This is a genomic window from Rheinheimera mangrovi, assembly GCF_003990335.1.
Lineage (GTDB): Bacteria > Pseudomonadota > Gammaproteobacteria > Enterobacterales > Alteromonadaceae > Pararheinheimera > Pararheinheimera mangrovi.
This window is the reverse complement of record NZ_CP034683.1, coordinates 51,537-72,870: the sequence shown is the minus strand read 5'-3', so window position 1 is coordinate 72,870 and position 21,334 is coordinate 51,537. Positions and strand designations below refer to the sequence as shown.

Here is a 21,334-nt window from a genome sequence, read left to right as displayed (position 1 = left end):
ACTGCAACGAAGTAAAAATGCCCTGAATGACCGAAAGATGGAGATTAAGTATGTTTAAACCACTGATATTAAGCCTGACAGCCTGGTTGGTTTTAGCCGCCTGTGGGCCTGCGCCAACCGAACCATCTGCCGCAGCTCAGGCCCAAACCGCCTACGACCATCACAACAGCGCCAATTCCTTAGACTGGGCCGGTGTTTATAAAGGGGTTGTGCCTTGTGCCGACTGTGAAGGTATAGAGACCTCGTTAACGCTGAATATGGACAATAGCTATCAGCTCAGCACAACTTATCTTGGTAAAGAGGCCACACCTTTTAAACAACAAGGCAGCTTCGAGTGGGATGTAAAAGGTTCTGTGATTCGCCTGCTAGATCAGAAAGAAGGGCCTGCCTTGTACAAAGTAATAGAGAATCAGTTGATCCAACTGGATATGCAAGGTGAGTTGATCACAGGTGATTTAGCGGACAACTACAAGCTGACTAAACAAAGCCTTGTCGCAGAGCATAAACTGACGGGGGTGCGCTGGAAACTGACTGAATTAATGGGGCAAGAGGTTCCAACCACAGAACCTGATCTGACTCCTTATCTGCAGTTTGGTGAGGACGCCAGAGTCAGTGGCTTTGCTGGCTGTAACCAGTTTACCGGTGAGTACAAAGCAGAAGGCCTGCGCCTGACCTTTAAACCTATGGCCACTACACAAAAGGCTTGCCTGAATGGCTCGATAGAGCAGCAGTTTCTGACGACTATTCAAGGCATTGATAACTACAGCCTGAATGACTCAGGTCTAGCCTTTTATAAAGCCCGCACAGCAGCTTTGCTGCGCTTTACGGCAGTACAACCTTAGTATCTGTTCCAGCCAACTGATTCTCAGCATTAAAAGGCCATTGTGCAGCCTAAAAGGGTTTGCGATGATGGCCTTTTATTTTTATGGACCTGTGACTCAATGCCTTATCAACGCCTAAGCCCAAAAGACGCCGCATTATTTGCCGACAAGCATAGCGATTTGTTTGGTGACCATAGTCAGTTAACCGCAGAACAGCTAGACACCAACGGCCTGAATCAGGTGTTCAGAGTAAAAAATAACAGAGGCACTAGCCTTATCGTCAAACAAGCTTTGCCTGAACATTCAGGTTTAACCCAGCACTGGCCTGTTAGTTTACACAGAGCACAAATTGAAGCTGATGTATTAAAGCACCACGCCAAAATCAGCCCTGAGTATCTGGTGGAGGTGTTGTTTTATGACCAGGAGCTTGCCGCTTTACTGCTTGAGGATTTATCAGATTGCAGCGTGCTTCGGACAGCGCTTCATACAAAACAACAACCACAAGGTATCGGCATTCATCTGGGCCGTTATCTGGCAAAAACCAGCTTTTACAGTAGCGATTTTGTCTTAACAGGTCCGGTTAAAAAAGCCAGGCAGCTGCAATTTAACAATCCTGAACTCTGCCTTGTGACTGAGGATTTAGTCTTCACCGATCCCTACTGCAACCACGAACGCAATAGCCTGAGCTTTTCGCAACTGCCTGAAGTCCGGAATTTATGGCTCAATGAAGAGCTTCAGGCGGAAGTAGCACAACTGAAAGCAGACTTTTTAGCAAAACCTCAGGCTTTATTGCATGGCGATTTGCACTGCGGTAATGTCTTGGTAAGCCATGAAGAATATAAAGTGATAGGCGCAGAATTTGGCTGCTATGGCCCTATAGCTTTTGATACCGGTACTTTTATCGCCAGCCTTATTTTAAATTTAATGACCCAAAACCCAACCGACTCTGTATCTGGGCGACCCTATTTATCAAACCAAATCGATGTATTCTGGCAGGAGTTTTCTGCTGTGTTCAGCACTCTGATGCAAAAAGAAACCAAAGACCAGAGTTTTCAGAACTCGCTTTATCAGCAGCGGTTTTTACAGCAGTTATGGCAGGATACTTTAGGTTATGCTGGCTGTGAACTGATCCGTCGCACTGTAGGCTGGGCACCGGCACCGGAATTACAGCAACTGACGGATGCAAGCTTTAAACTTAAGGTTCAGCGACAACTACTGGAGCTGGGGCAGTATCTAATTGTGCAACGCCAACAGATAACACCAGCAAACTTACTGGCGAAACTGGCAGAGTAACAGGAGGGCTCGATGGAAAAAGTCACAGGTATAGGCGGCGTATTTATTCGCGCAAAAAACCCTCAGGCGCTGGCACTTTGGTATCAACAGCATTTAGGGGTTCCGCTATCTCCTGATGCACCTTATGGCAGCTTTATAGCTAAAGCTGGGGATGAAACTGTCTGGTCCACTTTTGCTGCCGACACAACTTATTTTGGCGCTCAGAGCCAACAAAGCATGGTGAATTACAGGGTCGCTGATTTAGATGCCATGTTAAAGCAGCTTAAAGCTGCTGATGTCTGGGTTGATGACCAGATTGAAGATGGTGACTATGGTAAATTTGGCTGGGCTATGGATCCTGAAGGCAACAGGTTTGAACTTTGGCAACCGAAAAGCTAAGACGTCCCAGCATGGTTAAGTGACCCGGGAGATCGATGCAGTTGATGAAACTCGCATGTAATATCGGTCAACTGGCCTTGTTGCAATAATAGAATTCGATCCGCACTTAAAATAGTATCAGGCCTGTGTGCCACGATAATACGTGCCACCTTTAATTGCCGAATGGCCTGATTAACTCTGGCCTCCAGCATCAAATCCAGATGACTGGTGGCTTCATCAAGCAGTAATACTCTAGGCCTGTGGTACAAAGCTCTGGCAATCAATAAGCGTTGTTTTTGCCCTCCGGATAAGGCCGAGCCCATATCTCCAACCAAGGTATTGTAGCCCATAGGCATGGTTACAATATCCTGATGGATAGCAGCAAGTTCAGCACAAGACATCAAATGCTGTAAATCTGGTTTAGGGCTAAAAAAGCTGATGTTGTCCATCACAGAACCTGATAACAACTGATCATGCTGCATGACAGCGGCAATTTGGCTGCGATAGTGCTGTAAGCCAAAGCTATTTAGCTCCATACCATCCACCAGCACTTTACCTTGCTGTGCATTGGCTAATCCCAGAATAATTTTTAATAAACTGGTTTTTCCTGTCCCGGAAGGCCCAACAATTGCGACACTTTCACCTGGCGACAGCCGGAAATTAAGCTGATGAAACAGCCAGGGCTCCTGCTCTGTCTGACGAAAGTCCACATCACGCAATTCAATATGCCCCTGCAACTGTAAATACGGCTGACTCTCCCCAGACTTTTCAGTGTCCGTGAGTGCAATATCGGCCAGACGCTGCAAGTGCAGTTCAAGCATCCTGAATTCAACCCAGTGGTCAATAAAAGCAGCGGATCTTTGGGTAAACTGCGCTTTGTAACTGGCAAACGCAAATAACATCCCGACGCTAAAAGCATTGTCGATCACCGCCAAAGCCGCCAGATAAATGACCACTATGTGCTCAGCACCAAACAGTAACTGATGCACAGCCCGCAACGAAATATGCCAGCGCCCCAACCTGAATTGCTGATCGACTGCATCTGAATACTGATTTTGCCACAGGCTTAACCTTTGGCTTTGTTTTGAAAACAGCTGCAAACATTGAATAGCTCGCACACTTTCCATAAAGCCGGATTGTTCTTTGGCCCGAGCTACTATCCCTTGCTCGGTACATTGCTTAAGAGGGGCGTAAAAAACAAATCTCAACACTGCATAAAGCAGTACGGCGATCAGAACCACAGCAGCCAGCACTGGGTGATAAACAAAAAGCAGCACCAGCACTGTACAGGCCATAAGACCATCAATGAGAGCTTCAATCAGGCTATTGGTCAGCAATTCACGCAACTGCTGCAAGGAGCCAAAACGCGACACAATATCGCCCATATGGCGCTTCTCAAAAAAACTCAGCGGCAGATGCAGCAAATGCCGAAACAAATTAGTTGCTAACTGCAGATTTAAAACCGACCCTAAGTGCAGTACTAACCAGCTGCGCAGCACATTCGTCACTATTTGTAACAGCAATAGCAGCGCAAAACCCGCAGCCAACACATGCAATAAATCCAGATCTCTACTTACCAACACCTCATCCACCACCAGTTGCATATAATAAGGTGCAACCAGCAAAAAAAACTGCAACACCAGAGACATCAACAGGATCCGTAGTAACGCAGTCCACAAACCAGATGCAGAAGACCAAAACTGCCGCATCCTTAACTTTTGGCGTTGATCTTCCTTTTTAAAAACCTTGGTTGGACTCAGCTCAAGCGCTACACCGGTAAAGCACTGGTCGATATCAGCAAAGCTCAATTCACGCTGGCCAAATGCAGGATCAAGGATTTGAACCTTTTGACCTTTGACTTTCACCAGCACTACAAAATGACTCATTTGCCAATGCAAAATACAAGGAAGCTTTAATTGCGACAGCTCTGCCGGCTCCAGTCGCAAAGCCCGGGCAGCCAACCCAAGTTGATCGGCAAGTTGCATCAAGTGCTGCAAAGTAGCGCCTTTGAGCGACAAAGGATAACGCTGACGCAAACTGACCATATCAGTTTTATAACCATAAGCTCCGGCTACCATAGCCAGGCAAGCTAACCCACATTCTGCCGCTTCGGATTGGTAGATAATTTGCATCTGAATGCCCTACCGCCCAAACAGCACAATACCCAGCAGACCTGCCACCATCATGAACTGTGACATGATCAAAAAAGCAGCAGTGAGCGGGTCTGTATAAAAATCGAGCTTGTTCAGATCCTTGAAGCCTGAAATTTTTGTTTTAAAAAACTCACTGTCTTTTGGGCCAAGCAGGATAGTTAAAACACAACCACTGCAGAGCAGAAAGTCCCAGATACGACCTTTCTCTATAGCGTTTAGCGCAGAAAAGAGCATAAAAAGCGCGCAGCTACTCAGAATAAAACTATTCAGCAAAGCCCTACATTTTCCGATGCGATCAGCCATCATATCCTCCCTGAGCAATCTGATCTAAATCTGAAAACGCCCCTTTAAACTGACCAGCGGCTCAAGTAACCAACTCAGCACTGAGCGCTGCTCTAGTACGATGTCGGCACTTAACAACATACCGGCCTGCAATGGCATCTGTTCGCCATAAGCTTCTATAAATTGTTGATTCAGGCGCACCTGCACCTGATAAACCGGCTCCTTAATCTGTACCGGACTATCAGGGTCTTGCGCCATCAGCACTGCTTTTGAAAGCTGGTGAACTTCTCCCTGAGACAAACCAAAACGCTGATAGGGAAAGGCATCAAATCGAAGCCAGGTGATTTGGCCAGGCTGAATAAATCCAAAGGCTCGGGTTGGTACCAATAGCTGAGCGTACAAAAAACCAGATTGTGGCAGCAGTTGCATTAACACCTGAGCCCCTTGCACTTGCTGACCTTCGCTGACCAGCAGATTGGTTACTCTGCCAGCCACGGGAGCGATCAAAACAACTTCGCCGCGAGCCAATAACTCGGTTTTTTGCTGCTCAAATTGCAACCGTTCCGCTTCCAAATGCTGAATTTGGCGTTGCTGATCAACAGGTAAAGTTTGAAGTTGGTTTTCCCACTGGATCTGCTGCTGCAGAATGGATTGAGCTAAAGTTTGCACCTCAGCTAATTGTTGCTGCAACATCAGGTGCTGGTCTTGCTGCTGCTCAAGCTGCAACTTAGCCACATGTCCTTTTAATACCAGTTGCTGCTGAGACAGCAAACGTTGCGCCTGTAAATCTATGCGCCGGGACAGCAACTGCTGTTGGCGTTTATTTTCTGCAAGCTGCTGCTTAACATTACTTATTTGCGCCGACAATTGCTGATACTGCTGAGCATAACTTTGAATAAGCTCGTGCTGTTTTTGCGAATTTAGTGCCAGTTGAAGCGACAAGCTGTTTTGTAAATGAGCGGTCAGACTATGCCCGGCTGTCAGATATTCGTCACTGCTGAGCAGGGCCAGCTTTTGACCTGCCTGAACTTCAGAACCATCATGAATATAAAGCTGTTTAAGTACAGCTGAACGTTGGCTTTGGACCCGGACAACACCACTGGACGGCTTAAGATAACCACTCACTGTCTCTTTGCGGGAAAAACTCGCTTGATTTAAAAACAGCAGCAAGCTGACAACAATACCAACCAAACAGATACACAATAGTGAAGTACTGACAGGCTGGACAATACTGACCTGTCCTTCCAACCGTTGCTGTTGTGCCAACAGTGCTTTGGGTCTGAATAAACTTTGCTCTGTCGTCATAGTGAAACTCCTCACAGTTTTGTACACTGCAAAAAGACTATCCACTTTGTGCCGACAGGCATAAACCCGACACGGATGAAGGAATTGTTTTTAACCTAAACACCAGTGTAGATAAGTCACAAAAATAAACAAGTTATTAACACTAAAAATACTACCAGTTAATGGCAATGACAACAAAAACTACGGAAGCAACAGCAACACCGACCCTGGAACTACTCTGGGTAAACAGGGCGTGGAAAGCAGGAAAACATAACGCTTTTACAGACTTATGTTACTTCAGGCAACGTTATTATTTGGTGTTTCGTCAGGCATCCAGCCATCACTCCAAAGATGGTGTGCTGCGAATTATGAACTCAGTACAGGGTAAAAAATGGCGCACTGTAGCTGTATTACAAAATCCAGTCGCAGACTTGCGGGACGGTAAACTGACGGTTACCCCGGACGGTAAGCTACAGTTGCTTGCAGCTGCGGCTTTTCATGACAAAACACGACAGGCTTACCAGTCTTATCTTTGGCATTCAACTGATGGAAAAACCTGGCCTGAACCTCAGGCTGTGGGCGAAGCTGAATATTGGGTATGGCGTTTAAGCTGGCTGCGTGATCAGGCTTATGCAGTCGCCTATAAATGTGGCTCTGACCGGCATATTCGTCTATATCAACAAAAGGCGTCAGCTCAGTTTGAGGTGATAGCACCAAGAATTTATGCGGAAGGATATGCCAATGAGGCGGCTTTGTTATTTGATAACCAAGACACAGCCTGGTGTTTATTACGCAAAGATCCTGACCATGGCCAGCTTGGCCATTCTTTACCTCCTTACACGCACTGGCAATGGTTAGATATTGGCTGCCGTATTGGTGGTCCGCAGGCTATTTTTACTACTGATGGAAAAATGTTGGCGGTAGTGAGGCTTTACAACGAAACCGTAAGAACCAGCCTGGTGACTCTGGATCAGAGCTCAGGCGAGCTGACTGAAATAATGGCTTTACCTTCGGGTGGAGATACCAGTTATGCAGGTATGGTTCTGCAGCAAAATAAACTACTCATCAGTTATTATTCTTCTCATCAGGGTCGCTGCTCAATTTATACCGCCCTTTTACGTATCCAAGCTTGAGCTGGCATAAGTTAGCATCAGGTAAACCAAGCTTTACTTAAGTAGATAATGTGCAAATAAACTTCAAAAACCAGATGATTTTTAAGCGTTTTATCTACAAGATCGGCAAAATTCACTGCTAAATGCTATAATAGCAGACAAGTTATCAAAGCAAACACTGTGGTCACTCCAGAGTTTGTAGGGTTCGCTTCGATAACCACTCCGCAGGACGCACCAGAAAATACATAACAGCCTAAAACTAAGGTAAAAACATTGATGAAAACATGCAAAAAGTCTGTGCTGGCATTGAGTATTCAGGCCAGCCTGCTCGCTGCAGCCATGGGTCTTTCTCCTGCTTTATTAGCGCAGGAAAGTGACAAAGACCAGGCTGCTGAAGAGACCAAATTGGAACGCATTATGGTGACAGCACAAAAACGTGTGCAAAGCACCCAGGAAGTTCCTATCTCTATTGCAACATTAAGCGGTGAAAAGTTCGACGCTTTGTTTGCAGGCGGCGAGGATATCCAGGCTTTATCTGGCAAAATTCCAGGTTTATATGCTGAATCATCAAACGGCCGTGCGGCACCACGTTTTTACATTCGTGGCTTGGGCAACACAGATTTTGATCTGGCCGCTTCTCAGCCAGTTTCTGTGATAATGGATGACGTAGTGATGGAAAACGTGATCCTCAAGAGCTTCCCGTTATTTGATATCGAGCAAGCTGAAGTGATCCGTGGCCCACAAGGCACTTTGTTTGGCCGTAATACCACAGCTGGTATTGTGAAATTCAATTCAGTGAAACCCACTCAGGACTTCGAAGCTTATACCAAAGCGACTGTTGGTAGCTTCGGCACTATTAACGTAGAAGGTGCTGCTGGTGGTGGTTTAACTGACGAATTGTCTGCCCGTATATCCTTAATGAACCAAAACCGTGATGACTATGTCAACAACGGTTTTACTGGTGAAAAAGACTTCACTGGTGGTCATGATGAAAAAGCAGGTCGTTTACAGTTTTTATATGACACTGATGCCTTTTCTGCCTTGCTGAATGTGCATGGTCGTAAGCTGGATGGTACCTCTACTTTATTCAGAGCCAATATCCTGACTCCAGGCAGTAATGAGCTGAATGACAACTTTGACCGTGATACCGTTTATTACGACAAGGGTGATGGTAACTTCCAAAAATACGAAAATTTCGGTGCTTCATTAACGCTGGAATTTGATATTGACGGTATGACCTTCACCTCTATCACGGCTCAGGAAAATGCTGACGGTAAAGGTAAAGGTGATATTGACGGTGGTCACCGCATCGACTCTAACTTTGACAACATTCCTGAACAAATGGGCCCTGGTTTTATTCCTTTTGATGCTGTAACTGAAGACCAGTTGGATGATTTGGAACAGTTTACTCAGGAATTTCGTTTAGCCAGTGACACCACTGAAGCTTTAGAGTGGCAGGTTGGAGCCTTCTATTTTGACTCTTCGTTTGGCGTCACCAGTATCGACGGTTTCTTTGGTGCCACCACGGTTTACCATGGTAACGAAAGCTGGGCTGTGTTTGGTCAATCCACTTACAACCTGACCGATCGCTGGGATATCACAGGTGGTATTCGTTACACTTACGACGAAAAAACCTTCTGGGTAGGCCAGCAAAACGTAGACGGTGTAGCTTTAGTTGTGCCTGATGCCAATGGCAATCCTTCAGCCAGCATCCAGGTTTACGACCCAATCAAAGTCGATGACGGTCAGGTCAGTTGGGAGTTAAGCTCTAACTATCGTCTGACAGACTCAACCAGCGTGTTTGGTCGTGTTGCCAGCGGTTTCCGTGCTCAGTCTATTCAGGGCCGTGACGTTGCTTTCGAAAAAGCACCTTCAGTCGCAGATTCAGAAACCATTACTTCATTTGAAGTGGGTGCTAAGTCTGACTTACTGGACGATTCACTGCGCCTGAACGGTGCTCTGTTTTATTACACCATTGACGATATTCAGTTATCTGCTATTGGTGGTGAAACTCAGGGTAACCAGTTGATCAATGCCGATAAAGGTGTGGGTTATGGTTTCGAAGTGGATGCTGAATGGCGTGCTACCAAGAGCCTGGTCGTGGGCGGCGGTTTCAGCTACAACAACACTGAGCTGAAGGATCAAAACTTACTGGTTGCTCCTTGTGGTTCAGGCGCTTGTACACCAACAGACCCTGCTGGTGGCGCTGGTTTAGTCTTTATTGACGGCAACCCTTTCCCACAAGCTCCTGAAACTATTTTAACGGTCAATGCCCGTTACGATATTCCAGTCAGCACAGGTGAGATTTATATTTATGGTGACGTAGCCCGTCAGGGTGAAACCAACCTGTTCCTGTATGAATCTATGGAATACCGCACCAATGGCAACTTCGAAGCAGGCTTACGTATTGGTTATCTGAACTTTGATAACGATTACGAAGTGGCTTTATTTGGCCGTAATATCACCGACGAAGAAAACTTAAAAGGTGCTATCGACTTCAACAACCTGACAGGTTTTGTTAACGAACCTCGTATCATCGGTGTTGAGTTTAAAAAGAACTTTTTCTAAGTTGTAATTTTAGACAAAAAAGGGCATACATTGTATGCCCTTTCTCATTTAAAAACAGTCTCTTAACCAGAATTGCGCATACCAGCAGCAATACCGGCAATAGTCACCATCAAAGCGCGTTTAATACTGTCGTTCACTGTTTCAGGTTCATGCCTTACCCGATTTAACAGCTCCACCTGTAGTATGTGCAGCGGGTCGACATAAGTATTTCGCAGCATAATAGACTCGCGGATCCAGGCCTCTTTCGCCATCAGCGTATCGCTTTGGATCAGCTTTAACAGCAAAGCTGTATCTGCAGCTAACTGCTGACGCAATTGCAAACCTAAAGGCAATAAGTGCTCCGGTACCAGTTTTTCGTCGTAATAAGCGGCAATTTCTGCATCCGCTTTTAAATACACCATTTCCAGCATCGACAAACGGGTGGCGAAAAACGGCCATTTAGCGCGCATTTGCGTCAACAGCTCAGTTTTACCTTGCTCAACAACAACGGCCAACGCACTACCTGCGCCTAACCAGGCCGGTAACATCAGGCGGTTTTGCGACCAGGCAAAAATCCATGGAATGGCACGTAAACTTTCAACACCGCCATTTGGATTACGTTTTGGCGGACGACTGCCAAGCGGTAACTGGCCCAATTCCAGCTCTGGTGTAGCAGCGCGGAAATAAGGCACAAAATCAGGGTGATGCCGTACCACAGCACGGTAAGCATCACAGGACACTGTAGCCAATTGCTGCATCAACTCACGCCAGCTTTGCTCCGGCACAGGTGGCGGTAATAACACCCCTTCCAATACGGCACTGGCATACAAGGCCAGACTACGCTGCGCTAAGCCATTTAAACCAAACTTAAAGCGGATCATCTCGCCTTGTTCAGTGACCCGCAAACCACCGGCCAGCGATCCTGGCGGCTGGGATAAAATAGCAGCGTGAGCAGGACCACCACCACGGCCTATAGTACCGCCACGGCCATGGAACAAGGTCAGTTGCACTTTAGCCTGCTGACAAATAGCCACTAATGCTTCCTGCGCACTGTATTGAGCCCAGGCCGCCGCAAAAGCCCCCGCATCTTTGGCCGAGTCTGAGTAACCAATCATCACTTCCTGACGACCGTTGATATACCCTCTGTACCAGTCGATGGCCAGCAACTTGCTGATACATTCAGGTGCATTGGTTAAATCAGCCAGGGTTTCAAATAAAGGCGCAACCCGCATAGGGAAAGTAATACCGGCGTCTTTCAACAATAATTGCACCGCCAGTACATCTGAGGGTTTACCGGCCATAGAAATAACATAAGTAGATAAAGCTTCAGGTCCGTGCCGGGCCACTATATCGCAGGTATCCAGTACTTCTTTCACTTCAGGGCTTGGTGACCAGTTGCGCGGGAATAAGGGTCTTTTGCTGCTCAGCTCGTTTAATAAGAAAGCCTGACGGGTTGATTCATCCCATTCAGCATAATCGCCAATACCGAGATAGCGGGTAAATTCGCTGAATACAGCGGTATGACGGCCAGACTCCTGCCGCACATCCAGCTTCAGCAAAGTTAAACCAAAGGCATAAGCACGGCGAATGGTGTCTTTTAAGAGGCCTTCAGCCACCACCTGCATTTTGCAGTCGAGTAAAGACTGATAACACAGCAGCAAAGGCTCCAACAGTTGCTGGTTATGCCAAATCAAATCGTCAGGTCGTTGTAATCTGTCATGTTTTAATGCTTCGGTCAGCCAGTCTCTGGTGTGCAGTAATTTATGGCGGAAATCATTCAGCAGCTTACGGTAAGGTTCTGATACATCCCCCACTACAGCACGTACCGCATCATTGACCTGATTCATCGACAGTTCGTTGGCCAGCACATCCAGGTCACGGCTGAATAAATCAGCGGCTTTCCAGCGACTTAGCAGCAGCACCTGACGGGTGACTTTGGCAGTAACAAAAGGGTTACCGTCCCTGTCTCCACCCATCCAGGACGAAAAACGGATAGGAGCGGCGTCTAACGCCAAACCATGCCCCAGCACAGGCAACAAGGCAGTATCTAATTCGCGGATAAACTCTGGGATAGCGTCCCACAGCGAAGTTTCAATCACAGCAAAACCAGACTTGGCTTCATCCACTGGAGTGGGCCGTTGTTCGCGGATTTCGTTGGTATGCCAGGCCTGAGTGATCAGCTGATACAAACGGTTTTCTACTTTTTTCTGCTGTACAGGGACTAAATCCTGCTCCAGTTCTGCTAAACAGGCCGCTATTTCAGTCAGCTTATGAATAAGAGTACGGCGGGTGACTTCTGTAGGGTGCGCAGTCAGCACCAGCTCTATAGATAAATCAGCCACAGCCTGCTCGATCCGGCTTTTGCTGACATTTTTATCCTGCAGCAACTGCAGCAGTTCAGCCACTGGTTCAGGTTTTTCAATAGAAGCATGACCCGCTTTGCTGATGGTATGATGCTGTTCCGCCAGGTTCGCCAGATTTAAAAACTGCGCAAAAGCACGGGCAACCGGCAAAATTTCCTGATCGGTTAAACTAGCCAGCACTTGCTTCAGTTGCTGATCCTGTAGCTCTGTGCCCTGCCTGGCTTCTTTGGCTAAAGCACGAATTTGCTCAATACGTTCTAAAACTGCATCACCTAACTGATTGCGTATGGTGTCACCCAACTGGGTACCCAACAATCCGACATTTGCCCTCAAGGCAGCATATTGCGACATGACCCACTCTCCTCGTTGCACTGCCTGCAGTTTTTTACTGCGGTTTCTATCGTTATTTATAGTTTTCTTACCCACCCTAGCGGGTATTTGTTTAGTGCTCAAGCCTGATAGATTACAAAACGACCAACAAAATAGAAAGCCAGAAGTATAGAAGTCTGAAGTTTTCTCTCTGCTTTTTGTCACATAGTCCGAAGCTGAAGGTACTTAGTTCAGGCGCTGCATAACTGTACTGAATAGATACGCAGCTTTATTAAATTTCAGGAGTCACCATTATGTTGAAAAGAAAAGCTATTATTCTGCTGTGCTACACAGCATTTATGCTGCTAAGTCAAAGCCTTAAGGCTGATGCCCCCTCAGCACCTGGTTTTCAGGTGCAGGTCGAAGGCAAGGGCAAAGCCATTATTCTGATCCCAGGCCTGATGTCTGATCAGCGGGTATGGCAAGAGCTGGCAACCGCGTTAAAACCAAACTACCAGCTACATTTAGTGAGTCTAGCTGGCTTTGCCGGAACTCCCGCTTTGGCAACACCTTTAAAACTAACACAAGTGACCAGTGAACTGGCCGCTTATATACAGCACCAGCAGTTAAAGCAGCCGATAGTCATTGGTCATAGCATGGGTGCGTTTTTGGCCTTTCAGCTGGCAAGCTCTTATCCAAAACTGACTGGCAAAGTGATAGCTGTGGATGGCTTACCTTATCTGGCGCCTGTCTTTAGCCGCGACAGCTCGACTACAACAGCACAAATGGCCCCTCAGGCCAGAATGATGCAGCAGTATTATCAACAAATGACATCTGTCCAACTAGCTGAGAGTGCAAAACAAGGTATGGATATTCAGGTCAGTCAGCCGCAACATGCAGCACTAATCACCCAAATGGCAGGAGCCTCTGATCCGGCTACTGTGGGTGCTGTGATCGCTGAACTATTAACCACTGACCTGCGAAGCGAAGTGCATAAAATTCAGCAGCCTGTGCTCTTGTTAGGTGCTGGCGGCGCTTTACCCTCGGCAGCCATGCGCCCCGCGGTTCAGGCGTTGTATCAACAACAAATTAACACCATTCCCCAAGCGAAGCTGGACTTTAACTGGCAGGCACGGCATTTTATTATGTGGGATCAACCTGAATGGCTACTGACGCAAATCACTGATTTTATAAAGGAATAATAACAAATGTTAACTACAGTGGAACAGAGATTATTACCTGACGTGATTGCCGCCACTGCAGGCGATCGCAACGCCTTTGAACGCCTGATCACTCAGTGTCGCCATACAGTCACAGGCATAGCTTTGGCGATAGTGAAAGATTTGGACGCCAGCGAAGAAGTGGCACAAGAGGTGTTTATTTATATCTGGCAGCAGTTAGCAACGCTGCGTGAACCTGCCAGTTTTTTACCTTGGGTCCGACAAATGACAAGGCATCGCAGTTACAACTACCTGCGGGACAACAAGGTAAAGCAAAAAGTGTTGGGAGAAGAGGCAGAAAGTTTGCTGGAAAATTTCGCCGACCCAACAGCTTCAATGCAGGATCTGCTGGAGCGTGAGCAGCAGCAAATTATTATGCAGGACTTTATCAGCCAATTGCCTGAAGACAGCCGGGAAATCGTTTTACTCTATTACCGTGAAGAGCAATCAAGTCAGCAAGTGGCTGATTTATTGGGTTTAAGTGACGCCAATGTGCGTAAAAAACTATCCAGAGTGCGGGAGCAATTAAAAGACAGTCTATTAGCTCGTTACGGCCAGTTAGTGTTAAGCACAGCACCGGGTTTAGGTTTCAGCGCTGTGATAGCTGCGGCTTTGACCAGTGTAGCGCCCCCTGTCGCGGCTGCAACTTCTGTCTCTGTTGCAGCACAACAAAGTGGCTGGCTGGCGAAAATTGCAGTGCTGCTGGGTGGCGCCATGATAGGCGCTTTTGCTGCAGTAGCAGGTGTGGTGTTTGGTATGAGGACAGTGCTAAAAAGGGCGGACAGTGAAGATGAAAAAGCTGCACTAAAAAGGTTACGCAACAAAACTGTCCTATGGGTTTTGTTATCGGGCCTATTATTAACAGCGGCCTACGAACTGACCAGTGGGGCTTGGGCGCCGATCGCAGCTTTTGTGCTGTTGATCGCAGGATTGATCTATAGCCAGCTGCAATTACAGCAAATCGTCAGCCCACGCTTGCAACGGCAATACCCCAACGCCGCAGAGCTTGCCAGAGTGAAGCGACAAAATACACTTTGGTGCGTGTTGGGTATGACAGCTGGCTACGGTGCTGGCTTTTTTGGTTTGATTTACGGCCTGATACAAAGTGGCCGCTGGCATTAGACTTTCGATCACCAGCGCCAGAATTTAAAGCGTTTCGGTTCAGACTGCTGTAACAGCACAGCATCTGCGGGTTCAGGCGCATATAAAGCTGACAGATCCACAGCTACAGTGCCTTCGGCTTGCCATGGATGTTGTGGTTGCTGCTCTGCGACAGCAGCTGATGCCTGGGCCTCAGTTTCTCCGGCAAGACGAAAGGCATAAGAGGCGATGGGAGGACCTATGGTTTCAAACACTGTGACAGCACCAAGCACTATGGCACTGATAACCGCAGCATGTTCTGGTACCAACTGGCTGGAACTTTGCACCAGACCTATCGCCAAACCTGCCATAGGAATAAGCAGCAAACCGGACGAGGCGCCGGTTCGTACTGTTTGCCCCAGCAGTACAGAGCTGACACTGACACCAAACCATTTAGCTGCTGCCCGCACTGCCACCAAGGCCATAATCACAGGAGCAAAAGCCACTAGTTCGGCAAAGTGCAGGTTAGCACCGGCAAATACAAACAAGACGATAAAAAACAGCTCAAAAGCACTGCCAAACTCCAGTGCAGACACTACTTCTTTGCGTTCCATACTGCGCACTATGATACCAACCACCAGCGGCGCAAAAAGTGCCGATAGTTTTAATTGCTGGGCCAAACCCAGACACAACATTAAAGCGCCAACCACCAGCGCCAGCTTGTATTGCACGGCACTTTGAGTGCGACTGGTTAAAAAATGCAGACCATAAGCAATAACCCCACCTAACAAGGCCGATCCCAACAATAAATACATAGGTTGCAACACGATTTGCTGCCAACCCGCATCCTGCTCTGCAAGCAATACCGGCACCACAAAAGCAAAGGCCAGGAAAGACAGCAGGTTATTCAAAGCAACTAAGGACTTGGCCGTTTCAGTGACCGGACCTTTGGCTCCGACTTCATGGGCAACGTGCAATAACACTGCAGGAGAAGACGACACTAAAATAGCAGCAATTAAGGCGGCCAAAGCCAATGGAATTTGGAATAACCATAACAGGGTAAAGACCGCACTGAAGGTTAAGGTACTTTCCACCAGTGCTATCACCAGTAAACGTGGTGACTGCCGTAGAAAACGCAAATCCAGTGAAGAACCCAGCCGATATAAAATCAGCGCCAGCGTGATATCTATTAATATGCGGGAGTCTTTCAGTACGGACTCAGTCAATAATCCCAAGCCACTAGGCCCAACTAAAAAACCTACCAGCATAAAACCTGTGATACTGGGTAACCAGGAAATACGATGCGCCAGATAACCACCCAAACTGCCAATCAACAGCAGCAAACCAAAGGATGACAGCGGCGTAATGGTCAGTGGCCAGGCCGGTAAAAACTCCATCCAAAACTCTCCATGGCAAATTAAAAACCAAATCAGCCGATTAGCTTATCACAGCCTTATGACGACAGAAGGTGTTGATTTGGCCAAGAGGCCCAAACTGTAATTTTAGCTCTGTATTAGCAGGTACTTGCAATACGCCGGCGTAAGAACCAGTGATCACCCATTCGCCTTGTTTTAAACCAATGCCTTGCTGACTTAAATGCTTTACCAGCCAATACAAAGGTAATAGCGGGTCCTGATTGGGGTGTTGAGCCGCAAACTTGTGTTGCTGGTCCGAATACTCCAGCACCAGCTCAAACTTTTCTGATAAAGATTCTTCAGCTAAAGCCGGGCCTATATACAAACCCTGATTAAATAACCCTGCCGCCAACTGATCTAAAAATTCTGCACCAGCATCAGCGTTGTAAGGCCTAATGATCAGCTCCAGTGCCAGATGAGTAGCACCAATCGCCGCTTTTACCTCAGCTTCGCTATAAGGTTCGGTGCGGGCAGGTAAATCGGTCGCCAGCAAAAATGCCAGTTCAGGCTCAATACTGTACTGCTCTGATTGTTGTTCAAACAAGCAAAGCTCGCCTTGTTGCAGATGAGCTATAGGCGCCAGTACCCATTTATCTGGCCCAGGCAGTCCGGCTTTCCAACCAACCACAGGCAGCCCCAATTCAATAAACAACCATTGTTGGATTGCAAAAGCTTCAGCCAGAGAAGTTGGACGTAACTCTGCTGGCAATAAAGGTGCGGCTTCACCACGTTGTCGATAATCCGCCAGCCAGGCCGCAGAAAGTTGAATTTGTTCTGGAGTCACAAAATAAGTCCTTCAAGCATTGATTGACAGCATCCATAGGGCTTTGTACTTTAAGCCGCCTGCGGGTGTAGTTCAATGGCAGAATGAAAGCTTCCCAAGCGTTATACTGACGACTTTAAACAGAAAAAGCACCCGAAGGTGCTTTTTGCAAACAGGCAATAGCCTTAGATTTGCGACTGAATATAGTTTGGCAAACCAATCAGCTTGATCAGGCGCAGCTGTTGTTCCAGCCAATGGGCGTGATCGTTTTCAGTGTCGTCCAATAAAGTCATCAGCAAATCGCGGGTGACATAGTCCTGCACTGACTCACACAAAGCTATGGTCTTTTTCAGTAAAGCACCCACCGAATACTCCACATTTAAATCGTTTTGCAGCATAGACGGCACGTCAGTACCCACCTGCAGCGGGTCACGTTTGGATAAATCCGGTGTGCCTTCTAAAAACAAAATACGTTCAATCAAGGCTGCCGCATGAGCTTTTTCATCTGTCACTTCGTGATCGATACGTTCAAACAGTTTGCTTAAACCCCAGTCGTGATACATACGGGAATGGATAAAATACTGATCCATGGCGCTGAGTTCATTCGACAGCAGCTCGTTTAAGGCGGCTATAACCTGTGTATTACCTTTCATTGTTAGTCTCCTGAACCCATTTGGCTTTGCAGATAATTTTCCAGACCGACCAAATTAATTTGTTGCTGCTGAGTGTCAATCCAGTCGACATGCTCTTCTTCGTGCTCCAGAATTTCCTGCAGCAATTCACGGCTGACATAATCCTGATGCTGTTCACACAATTTGATGGCATCACGTAACAAAGGCAGCTGATCGTGCTGGAAATCCAAGTCGCACTGCAGCATTTCTTCGGTGTCTTCACCTATACGTAACTTGCCTAAAGCTTGCAGGTTTGGCAGGCCTTCGAGGAATAAAATACGCTCAATCAGCTCGTCAGCCTGCTTCATATCTTTGATCGATTTTTTATAACAAACCGAATTCAACTGAGCCAAACCCCAGTTTTTATAGATACGGGCATGTAAAAAATACTGGTTAATGGACGTTAACTCAGAGGTCAGCACCTCATTCAGTTTAGCGAGCACTAAAGGTTGGCCTTTCATAGCGAATACCTGCAAATTCAAAAACTGTGCTTATTGTAGTCAAAAAATCAACAAACTCAAGAAAAAACCAACAAAATCAATAAGATGACATTGAGAATAGTTCGCTTTAGTGCCAGAGTTCTTGCTAAGTTTTTATAAAGACCAACAAATCAGTAGCTTAAGGCTTTTGCTACTGTCAGCAGCCTATTTTGTGTTTCATCGAATGCCCTGCACTATTCGGCGTGATACTGCGTAACAGCCACCAAATCAGATATACTCGGCCCCACACTAAGCAGTTGTAATACTAAAACATGCAGCAAGGCCAGAATTTATGAGTCAGACAGAAAAGAAAAAATCATCAGGTTTTTTAGTTAACCTGGCATTTAACATCGTTATTCCCACGCTGATTCTGAGCAAATTGAGTGAAGATCACCAGTTAGGCCCTGTCTGGGCTTTAGTGGTCGCTTTAGCCTTTCCTCTAGGTTTTGGCCTGTGGGAATTACAGCAAAGTAAAAAGGTAAACTTTTTATCTGTGCTGGGTGTGATCAGTGTGTTATTTACCGGGGGTATTAGCTTACTGCAGCTCGACCCAGCCTACATCGCCATTAAAGAAGCCGCTGTTCCCGGTATTATTGCGCTGGTGGTGTTAATCAGCCAGCGCAGCAAGTACCCGCTGGTGAAAAAAATCCTGCTGAACGACGAGCTGATGGACTTAACAAAACTGGAAGCCAGCTTAAAAGCTCACAACGCAGAACAGTTGTTTGCGGCCAAACTACAAAACTGTGCTTATCTGGTGGCAGGCTCTTTTATGGTGTCTTCTGTATTAAACTATGGCCTGGCGAAATACTTACTGGTCAGCCCTCCCGGCACTGTTGCATTTAACGAAGAGCTGGCGCAAATGACAGCACTGAGTTATCCGATAATAGCTTTGCCTTGTACTATTATGTTGATGGTCGCCGTTTGGTACTTGTTCAGTCAGATTGGCAAAGTGACAGGCGAAAGCATCGAAGCCTTTTTACGCCAGTAAAATCTTTCAATAGCAGGCGCTGCACAAACAGCGCCTTTTGTTGATCAAAAAAACTGTTAATTCACGTTATTAAAACGCTCAAAAGCCGCTGTTAAATCAGCAATTAAATCTTCTGTATCTTCCAGGCCAATATGCAACCGGATCAAAGGCCCGCTGTAAGGCCAACTGCTGGCTGTTCTGAGTTTCTGAATGTTTAAGTTCGGAATAATCAGACTTTCATACCCCCCCCAGGAAAAGCCCATTTTAAAATGTTGCATGCCTTCAATAAAAGCGGCCACGGCCTGAGCATCCCCTTGTTTTAACACAAAAGAAAACAAACCATTACTGCCACTGAAATCGCGCTGAAAAATATCATAGCCAGGGTTTTCAGGCAGAGCAGGATGACGCACAGTTTCGACTTCAGGTCGTTGTTGTAACCACTTCGCCACTTTTAGCGCATTCGCCTCATGCTGAGCTAAGCGCACCTTTAAAGTTCGCAAACCCCGACTGGCCAGATAGGCATCGTCTGCCGAAGCACAATAACCCATCAGATAACTGTGTTCGCGCAGTTGTGGCCAATGTTTTTCGTTGGCTGTGGCAATACCCAGCATGGCATCTGAGTGTCCTACTATGTATTTAGTCGCCGACTGAATACAGATATCCACACCCAAAGCATAAGCATCCAGCAACACTGGTGTGCCCCAGGTATTGTCCAGCATCAAGACTATGTCATGAGCTTTGGCAACTTTACTAATGGCAGGAATATCCTGCAGCTCCATCGTCAGAGAACCGGGAGATTCCAAAAAAATCACTTTGGTATTGATTTTAATGAGCGCACTGATGCCAGCACCAATCAAAGGGTCGTAATAAGTTGTTTCTATACCCAAACCTGCCAATAACTTATCGCAAATAGCCCGGGTTGGCTCGTAAGCCGTGTCGACCATCAGCAGGTGATCGCCTTGTTTTAAAAAGCTCAGTAAGGCGGCGTTAATAGCTGCAGCACCGCAAGGGTATAATGCACAACCCGCTGCCCCTTCCAGATCACAAATCGCATCCTGTAAGGCAAAATGAGTGGCTGTACCACGGCGGCCATAATAAGGCACTCTGTCGCCGCGATGAGCTGTCGCATGTTTCAGCTCGGCCATGCTATCAAAAACAATAGTAGAGGCTCGCACTACAGGAGGGTTGACTGCCGAACCTGTCCACTCTTTACCACGGCCAGCATGGATCAGTTGAGTTGCTTTTTTCATTAAGAACACCTTAGACATCCAGATGTCTGATAATCTACAGTTTTTTTCTGCTTAACGCCAGCCGTTGATCTCACTATGAGTTAACAGCTTTTCCAGTTGAGGTTTGGCAAAGTAATAGCCCTGATACCAATTGATACCGCAGGCGACCAGGTAATCCAGTTCAGTTTTGCTCTCAACCCCCTCGGCCAGAATTTAGTGCCTAACTCACAACAGACCGCCAGAATGCCCTTCAGTACAGCTTGTTTTACGGAGTCCTTGTCAATATCCCGAATTAAACCCATATCCAACTTTAACACCGCAGGCCTTAGCGAAGTTAACCAGGCTAAGCCAGAATAACCGGCACCAAAATCGTCTATCGCCGTGATAAAACCTCTTTTGGCATAACTCTCGAAAATGCGTTTGAGTTTGGTCTGATCGATGATTTGTTCACCTTCTGTCACTTCAAACATAATTTGGGTGATATCAAAACCAAACAGATCGCCCGCTTCAATAGTGGCGCGAATACAAGTTTCAGGGTTATAAACTGCATTAGGTAAGAAGTTAATACTTAATAATTTCTTCAAACCCAGCCTGGAAGCTGCTTCTATGGCTTTTACCCGGCAGGCCTGATCAAAATAGTATTTATTGCTGTCGTTGATATGCTCAAACACCCAGCCAGCACCCTGACCTTCAGGGCCGCGCACCAAGGCTTCGTAGCCAATAATATCTTGCACTGACCAGTCGATAATAGGTTGAAATGCCATACGAATTTCAAAACCAAGTGATTGACCACTTAAGCAGTCCATGCAGCTTTGTTGTTTAATTTGTTGAGGAAAATCCATAAAACTGACTCCATCATGCTTATATGTACCACATTAGATGACGAAGCAGAGAAAACGCAATTCAGCTGCGGCCAGTTGAATATGACAGGTGACGATATCAGATTGGTCTTATCGACGTTTTACTCCGTATTCAACTAGTCCCTATAG

Annotated in this window: 17 protein-coding genes; 8 read left to right on the top strand and 9 right to left on the bottom strand. The window is 46.7% G+C overall.

The window, feature by feature from the left end:
• Positions 1-50: 50 nt before the first annotated feature.
• From EK374_RS00315 to EK374_RS00305, 3 genes are all read left to right on the top strand, one after another.
• Positions 51-842, top strand: a complete 792-nt coding sequence (locus EK374_RS00315) for a copper resistance protein NlpE N-terminal domain-containing protein (protein ID WP_127019094.1) — start codon at positions 51-53, stop codon at positions 840-842.
• Between the two features lie 99 nt (positions 843-941).
• Positions 942-2,114, top strand: coding sequence for an S-methyl-5-thioribose kinase (gene mtnK / locus EK374_RS00310; RefSeq protein WP_127019092.1), 1,173 nt, complete (start codon positions 942-944; stop codon positions 2,112-2,114).
• Between the two features lie 12 nt (positions 2,115-2,126).
• Complete coding sequence (locus tag EK374_RS00305; protein ID WP_127019090.1) at positions 2,127-2,492, top strand: VOC family protein; 366 nt, start codon at positions 2,127-2,129, stop codon at positions 2,490-2,492.
• Here EK374_RS00305 and EK374_RS00300 read toward each other — a convergent pair.
• Together EK374_RS00300 and EK374_RS00295 are read right to left on the bottom strand one after the other, a co-directional pair.
• The gene (locus tag EK374_RS00300; RefSeq protein ID WP_127019088.1) at positions 2,489-4,603 is read right to left on the bottom strand and encodes a peptidase domain-containing ABC transporter; all 2,115 of its coding nucleotides are present in this window, start codon (positions 4,601-4,603) and stop codon (positions 2,489-2,491) included. The two genes, EK374_RS00305 and EK374_RS00300, sit on opposite strands and share 4 nt — an antisense overlap.
• A gap of 348 nt (positions 4,604-4,951) precedes the next feature.
• On the bottom strand, positions 4,952-6,211 hold the full coding sequence (locus EK374_RS00295; protein ID WP_127019087.1) for an HlyD family secretion protein: 1,260 nt from the start codon (positions 6,209-6,211) through the stop codon (positions 4,952-4,954).
• Positions 6,212-6,378: 167 nt separating this feature from the next.
• Between EK374_RS00295 and EK374_RS00290 the strand changes: the two genes are divergently transcribed.
• Positions 6,379-7,323, top strand: a complete 945-nt coding sequence (locus EK374_RS00290; RefSeq protein ID WP_127019085.1) for a WD40 repeat domain-containing protein — start codon at positions 6,379-6,381, stop codon at positions 7,321-7,323.
• A gap of 255 nt (positions 7,324-7,578) precedes the next feature.
• On the top strand, positions 7,579-9,870 hold the full coding sequence (locus EK374_RS00285) for a TonB-dependent receptor (RefSeq protein ID WP_127019083.1): 2,292 nt from the start codon (positions 7,579-7,581) through the stop codon (positions 9,868-9,870).
• Positions 9,871-9,932: 62 nt separating this feature from the next.
• Here the strand turns inward: EK374_RS00285 and ppc are convergent, their stop codons facing one another.
• Positions 9,933-12,563, bottom strand: coding sequence for a phosphoenolpyruvate carboxylase (gene ppc, locus EK374_RS00280; RefSeq protein WP_127019081.1), 2,631 nt, complete (start codon positions 12,561-12,563; stop codon positions 9,933-9,935).
• A gap of 272 nt (positions 12,564-12,835) precedes the next feature.
• Between ppc and EK374_RS00275 the strand changes: the two genes are divergently transcribed.
• Together EK374_RS00275 and EK374_RS00270 are read left to right on the top strand one after the other, a co-directional pair.
• On the top strand, positions 12,836-13,723 hold the full coding sequence (locus tag EK374_RS00275) for an alpha/beta fold hydrolase (RefSeq protein ID WP_127019079.1): 888 nt from the start codon (positions 12,836-12,838) through the stop codon (positions 13,721-13,723).
• A 6-nt stretch (positions 13,724-13,729) separates the two neighbouring features.
• A complete protein-coding gene (locus tag EK374_RS00270; protein WP_127019077.1) occupies positions 13,730-14,863 on the top strand; it encodes an RNA polymerase sigma factor in 1,134 nt (377 codons plus the stop codon).
• Between the two features lie 8 nt (positions 14,864-14,871).
• On the opposite strand, the gene EK374_RS00265 is transcribed toward EK374_RS00270, so the two are convergent.
• The 4 genes from EK374_RS00265 to bfr (EK374_RS00250) form a co-directional block, all read right to left on the bottom strand.
• Positions 14,872-16,218 (bottom strand): cation:proton antiporter, encoded by a 1,347-nt coding sequence (locus tag EK374_RS00265; RefSeq protein WP_127019075.1) that lies wholly within the window; start codon positions 16,216-16,218, stop codon positions 14,872-14,874.
• Positions 16,219-16,258: 40 nt separating this feature from the next.
• Positions 16,259-17,020, bottom strand: coding sequence for a fumarylacetoacetate hydrolase family protein (locus EK374_RS00260; protein ID WP_127019073.1), 762 nt, complete (start codon positions 17,018-17,020; stop codon positions 16,259-16,261).
• Between the two features lie 164 nt (positions 17,021-17,184).
• Positions 17,185-17,652: a bacterioferritin gene (bfr, locus tag EK374_RS00255; RefSeq protein WP_127019071.1), complete on the bottom strand. Its 468-nt coding sequence runs from the start codon at positions 17,650-17,652 to the stop codon at positions 17,185-17,187.
• Between the two features lie 2 nt (positions 17,653-17,654).
• Positions 17,655-18,131, bottom strand: a complete 477-nt coding sequence (bfr, locus tag EK374_RS00250; protein WP_127019069.1) for a bacterioferritin — start codon at positions 18,129-18,131, stop codon at positions 17,655-17,657.
• 310 nt (positions 18,132-18,441) lie between these two features.
• On the opposite strand from bfr (EK374_RS00250), the gene EK374_RS00245 reads away from it, so the two are divergent.
• The gene (locus tag EK374_RS00245) at positions 18,442-19,137 is read left to right on the top strand and encodes a VC0807 family protein (RefSeq protein WP_127019067.1); all 696 of its coding nucleotides are present in this window, start codon (positions 18,442-18,444) and stop codon (positions 19,135-19,137) included.
• A 56-nt stretch (positions 19,138-19,193) separates the two neighbouring features.
• Here the strand turns inward: EK374_RS00245 and EK374_RS00240 are convergent, their stop codons facing one another.
• Positions 19,194-20,366: a cystathionine beta-lyase gene (locus tag EK374_RS00240; protein WP_127019065.1), complete on the bottom strand. Its 1,173-nt coding sequence runs from the start codon at positions 20,364-20,366 to the stop codon at positions 19,194-19,196.
• 80 nt (positions 20,367-20,446) lie between these two features.
• Positions 20,447-21,187: an EAL domain-containing protein gene (locus EK374_RS00235; protein WP_233280296.1), complete on the bottom strand. Its 741-nt coding sequence runs from the start codon at positions 21,185-21,187 to the stop codon at positions 20,447-20,449.
• Between the last annotated feature and the right edge of the window lie 147 nt (positions 21,188-21,334).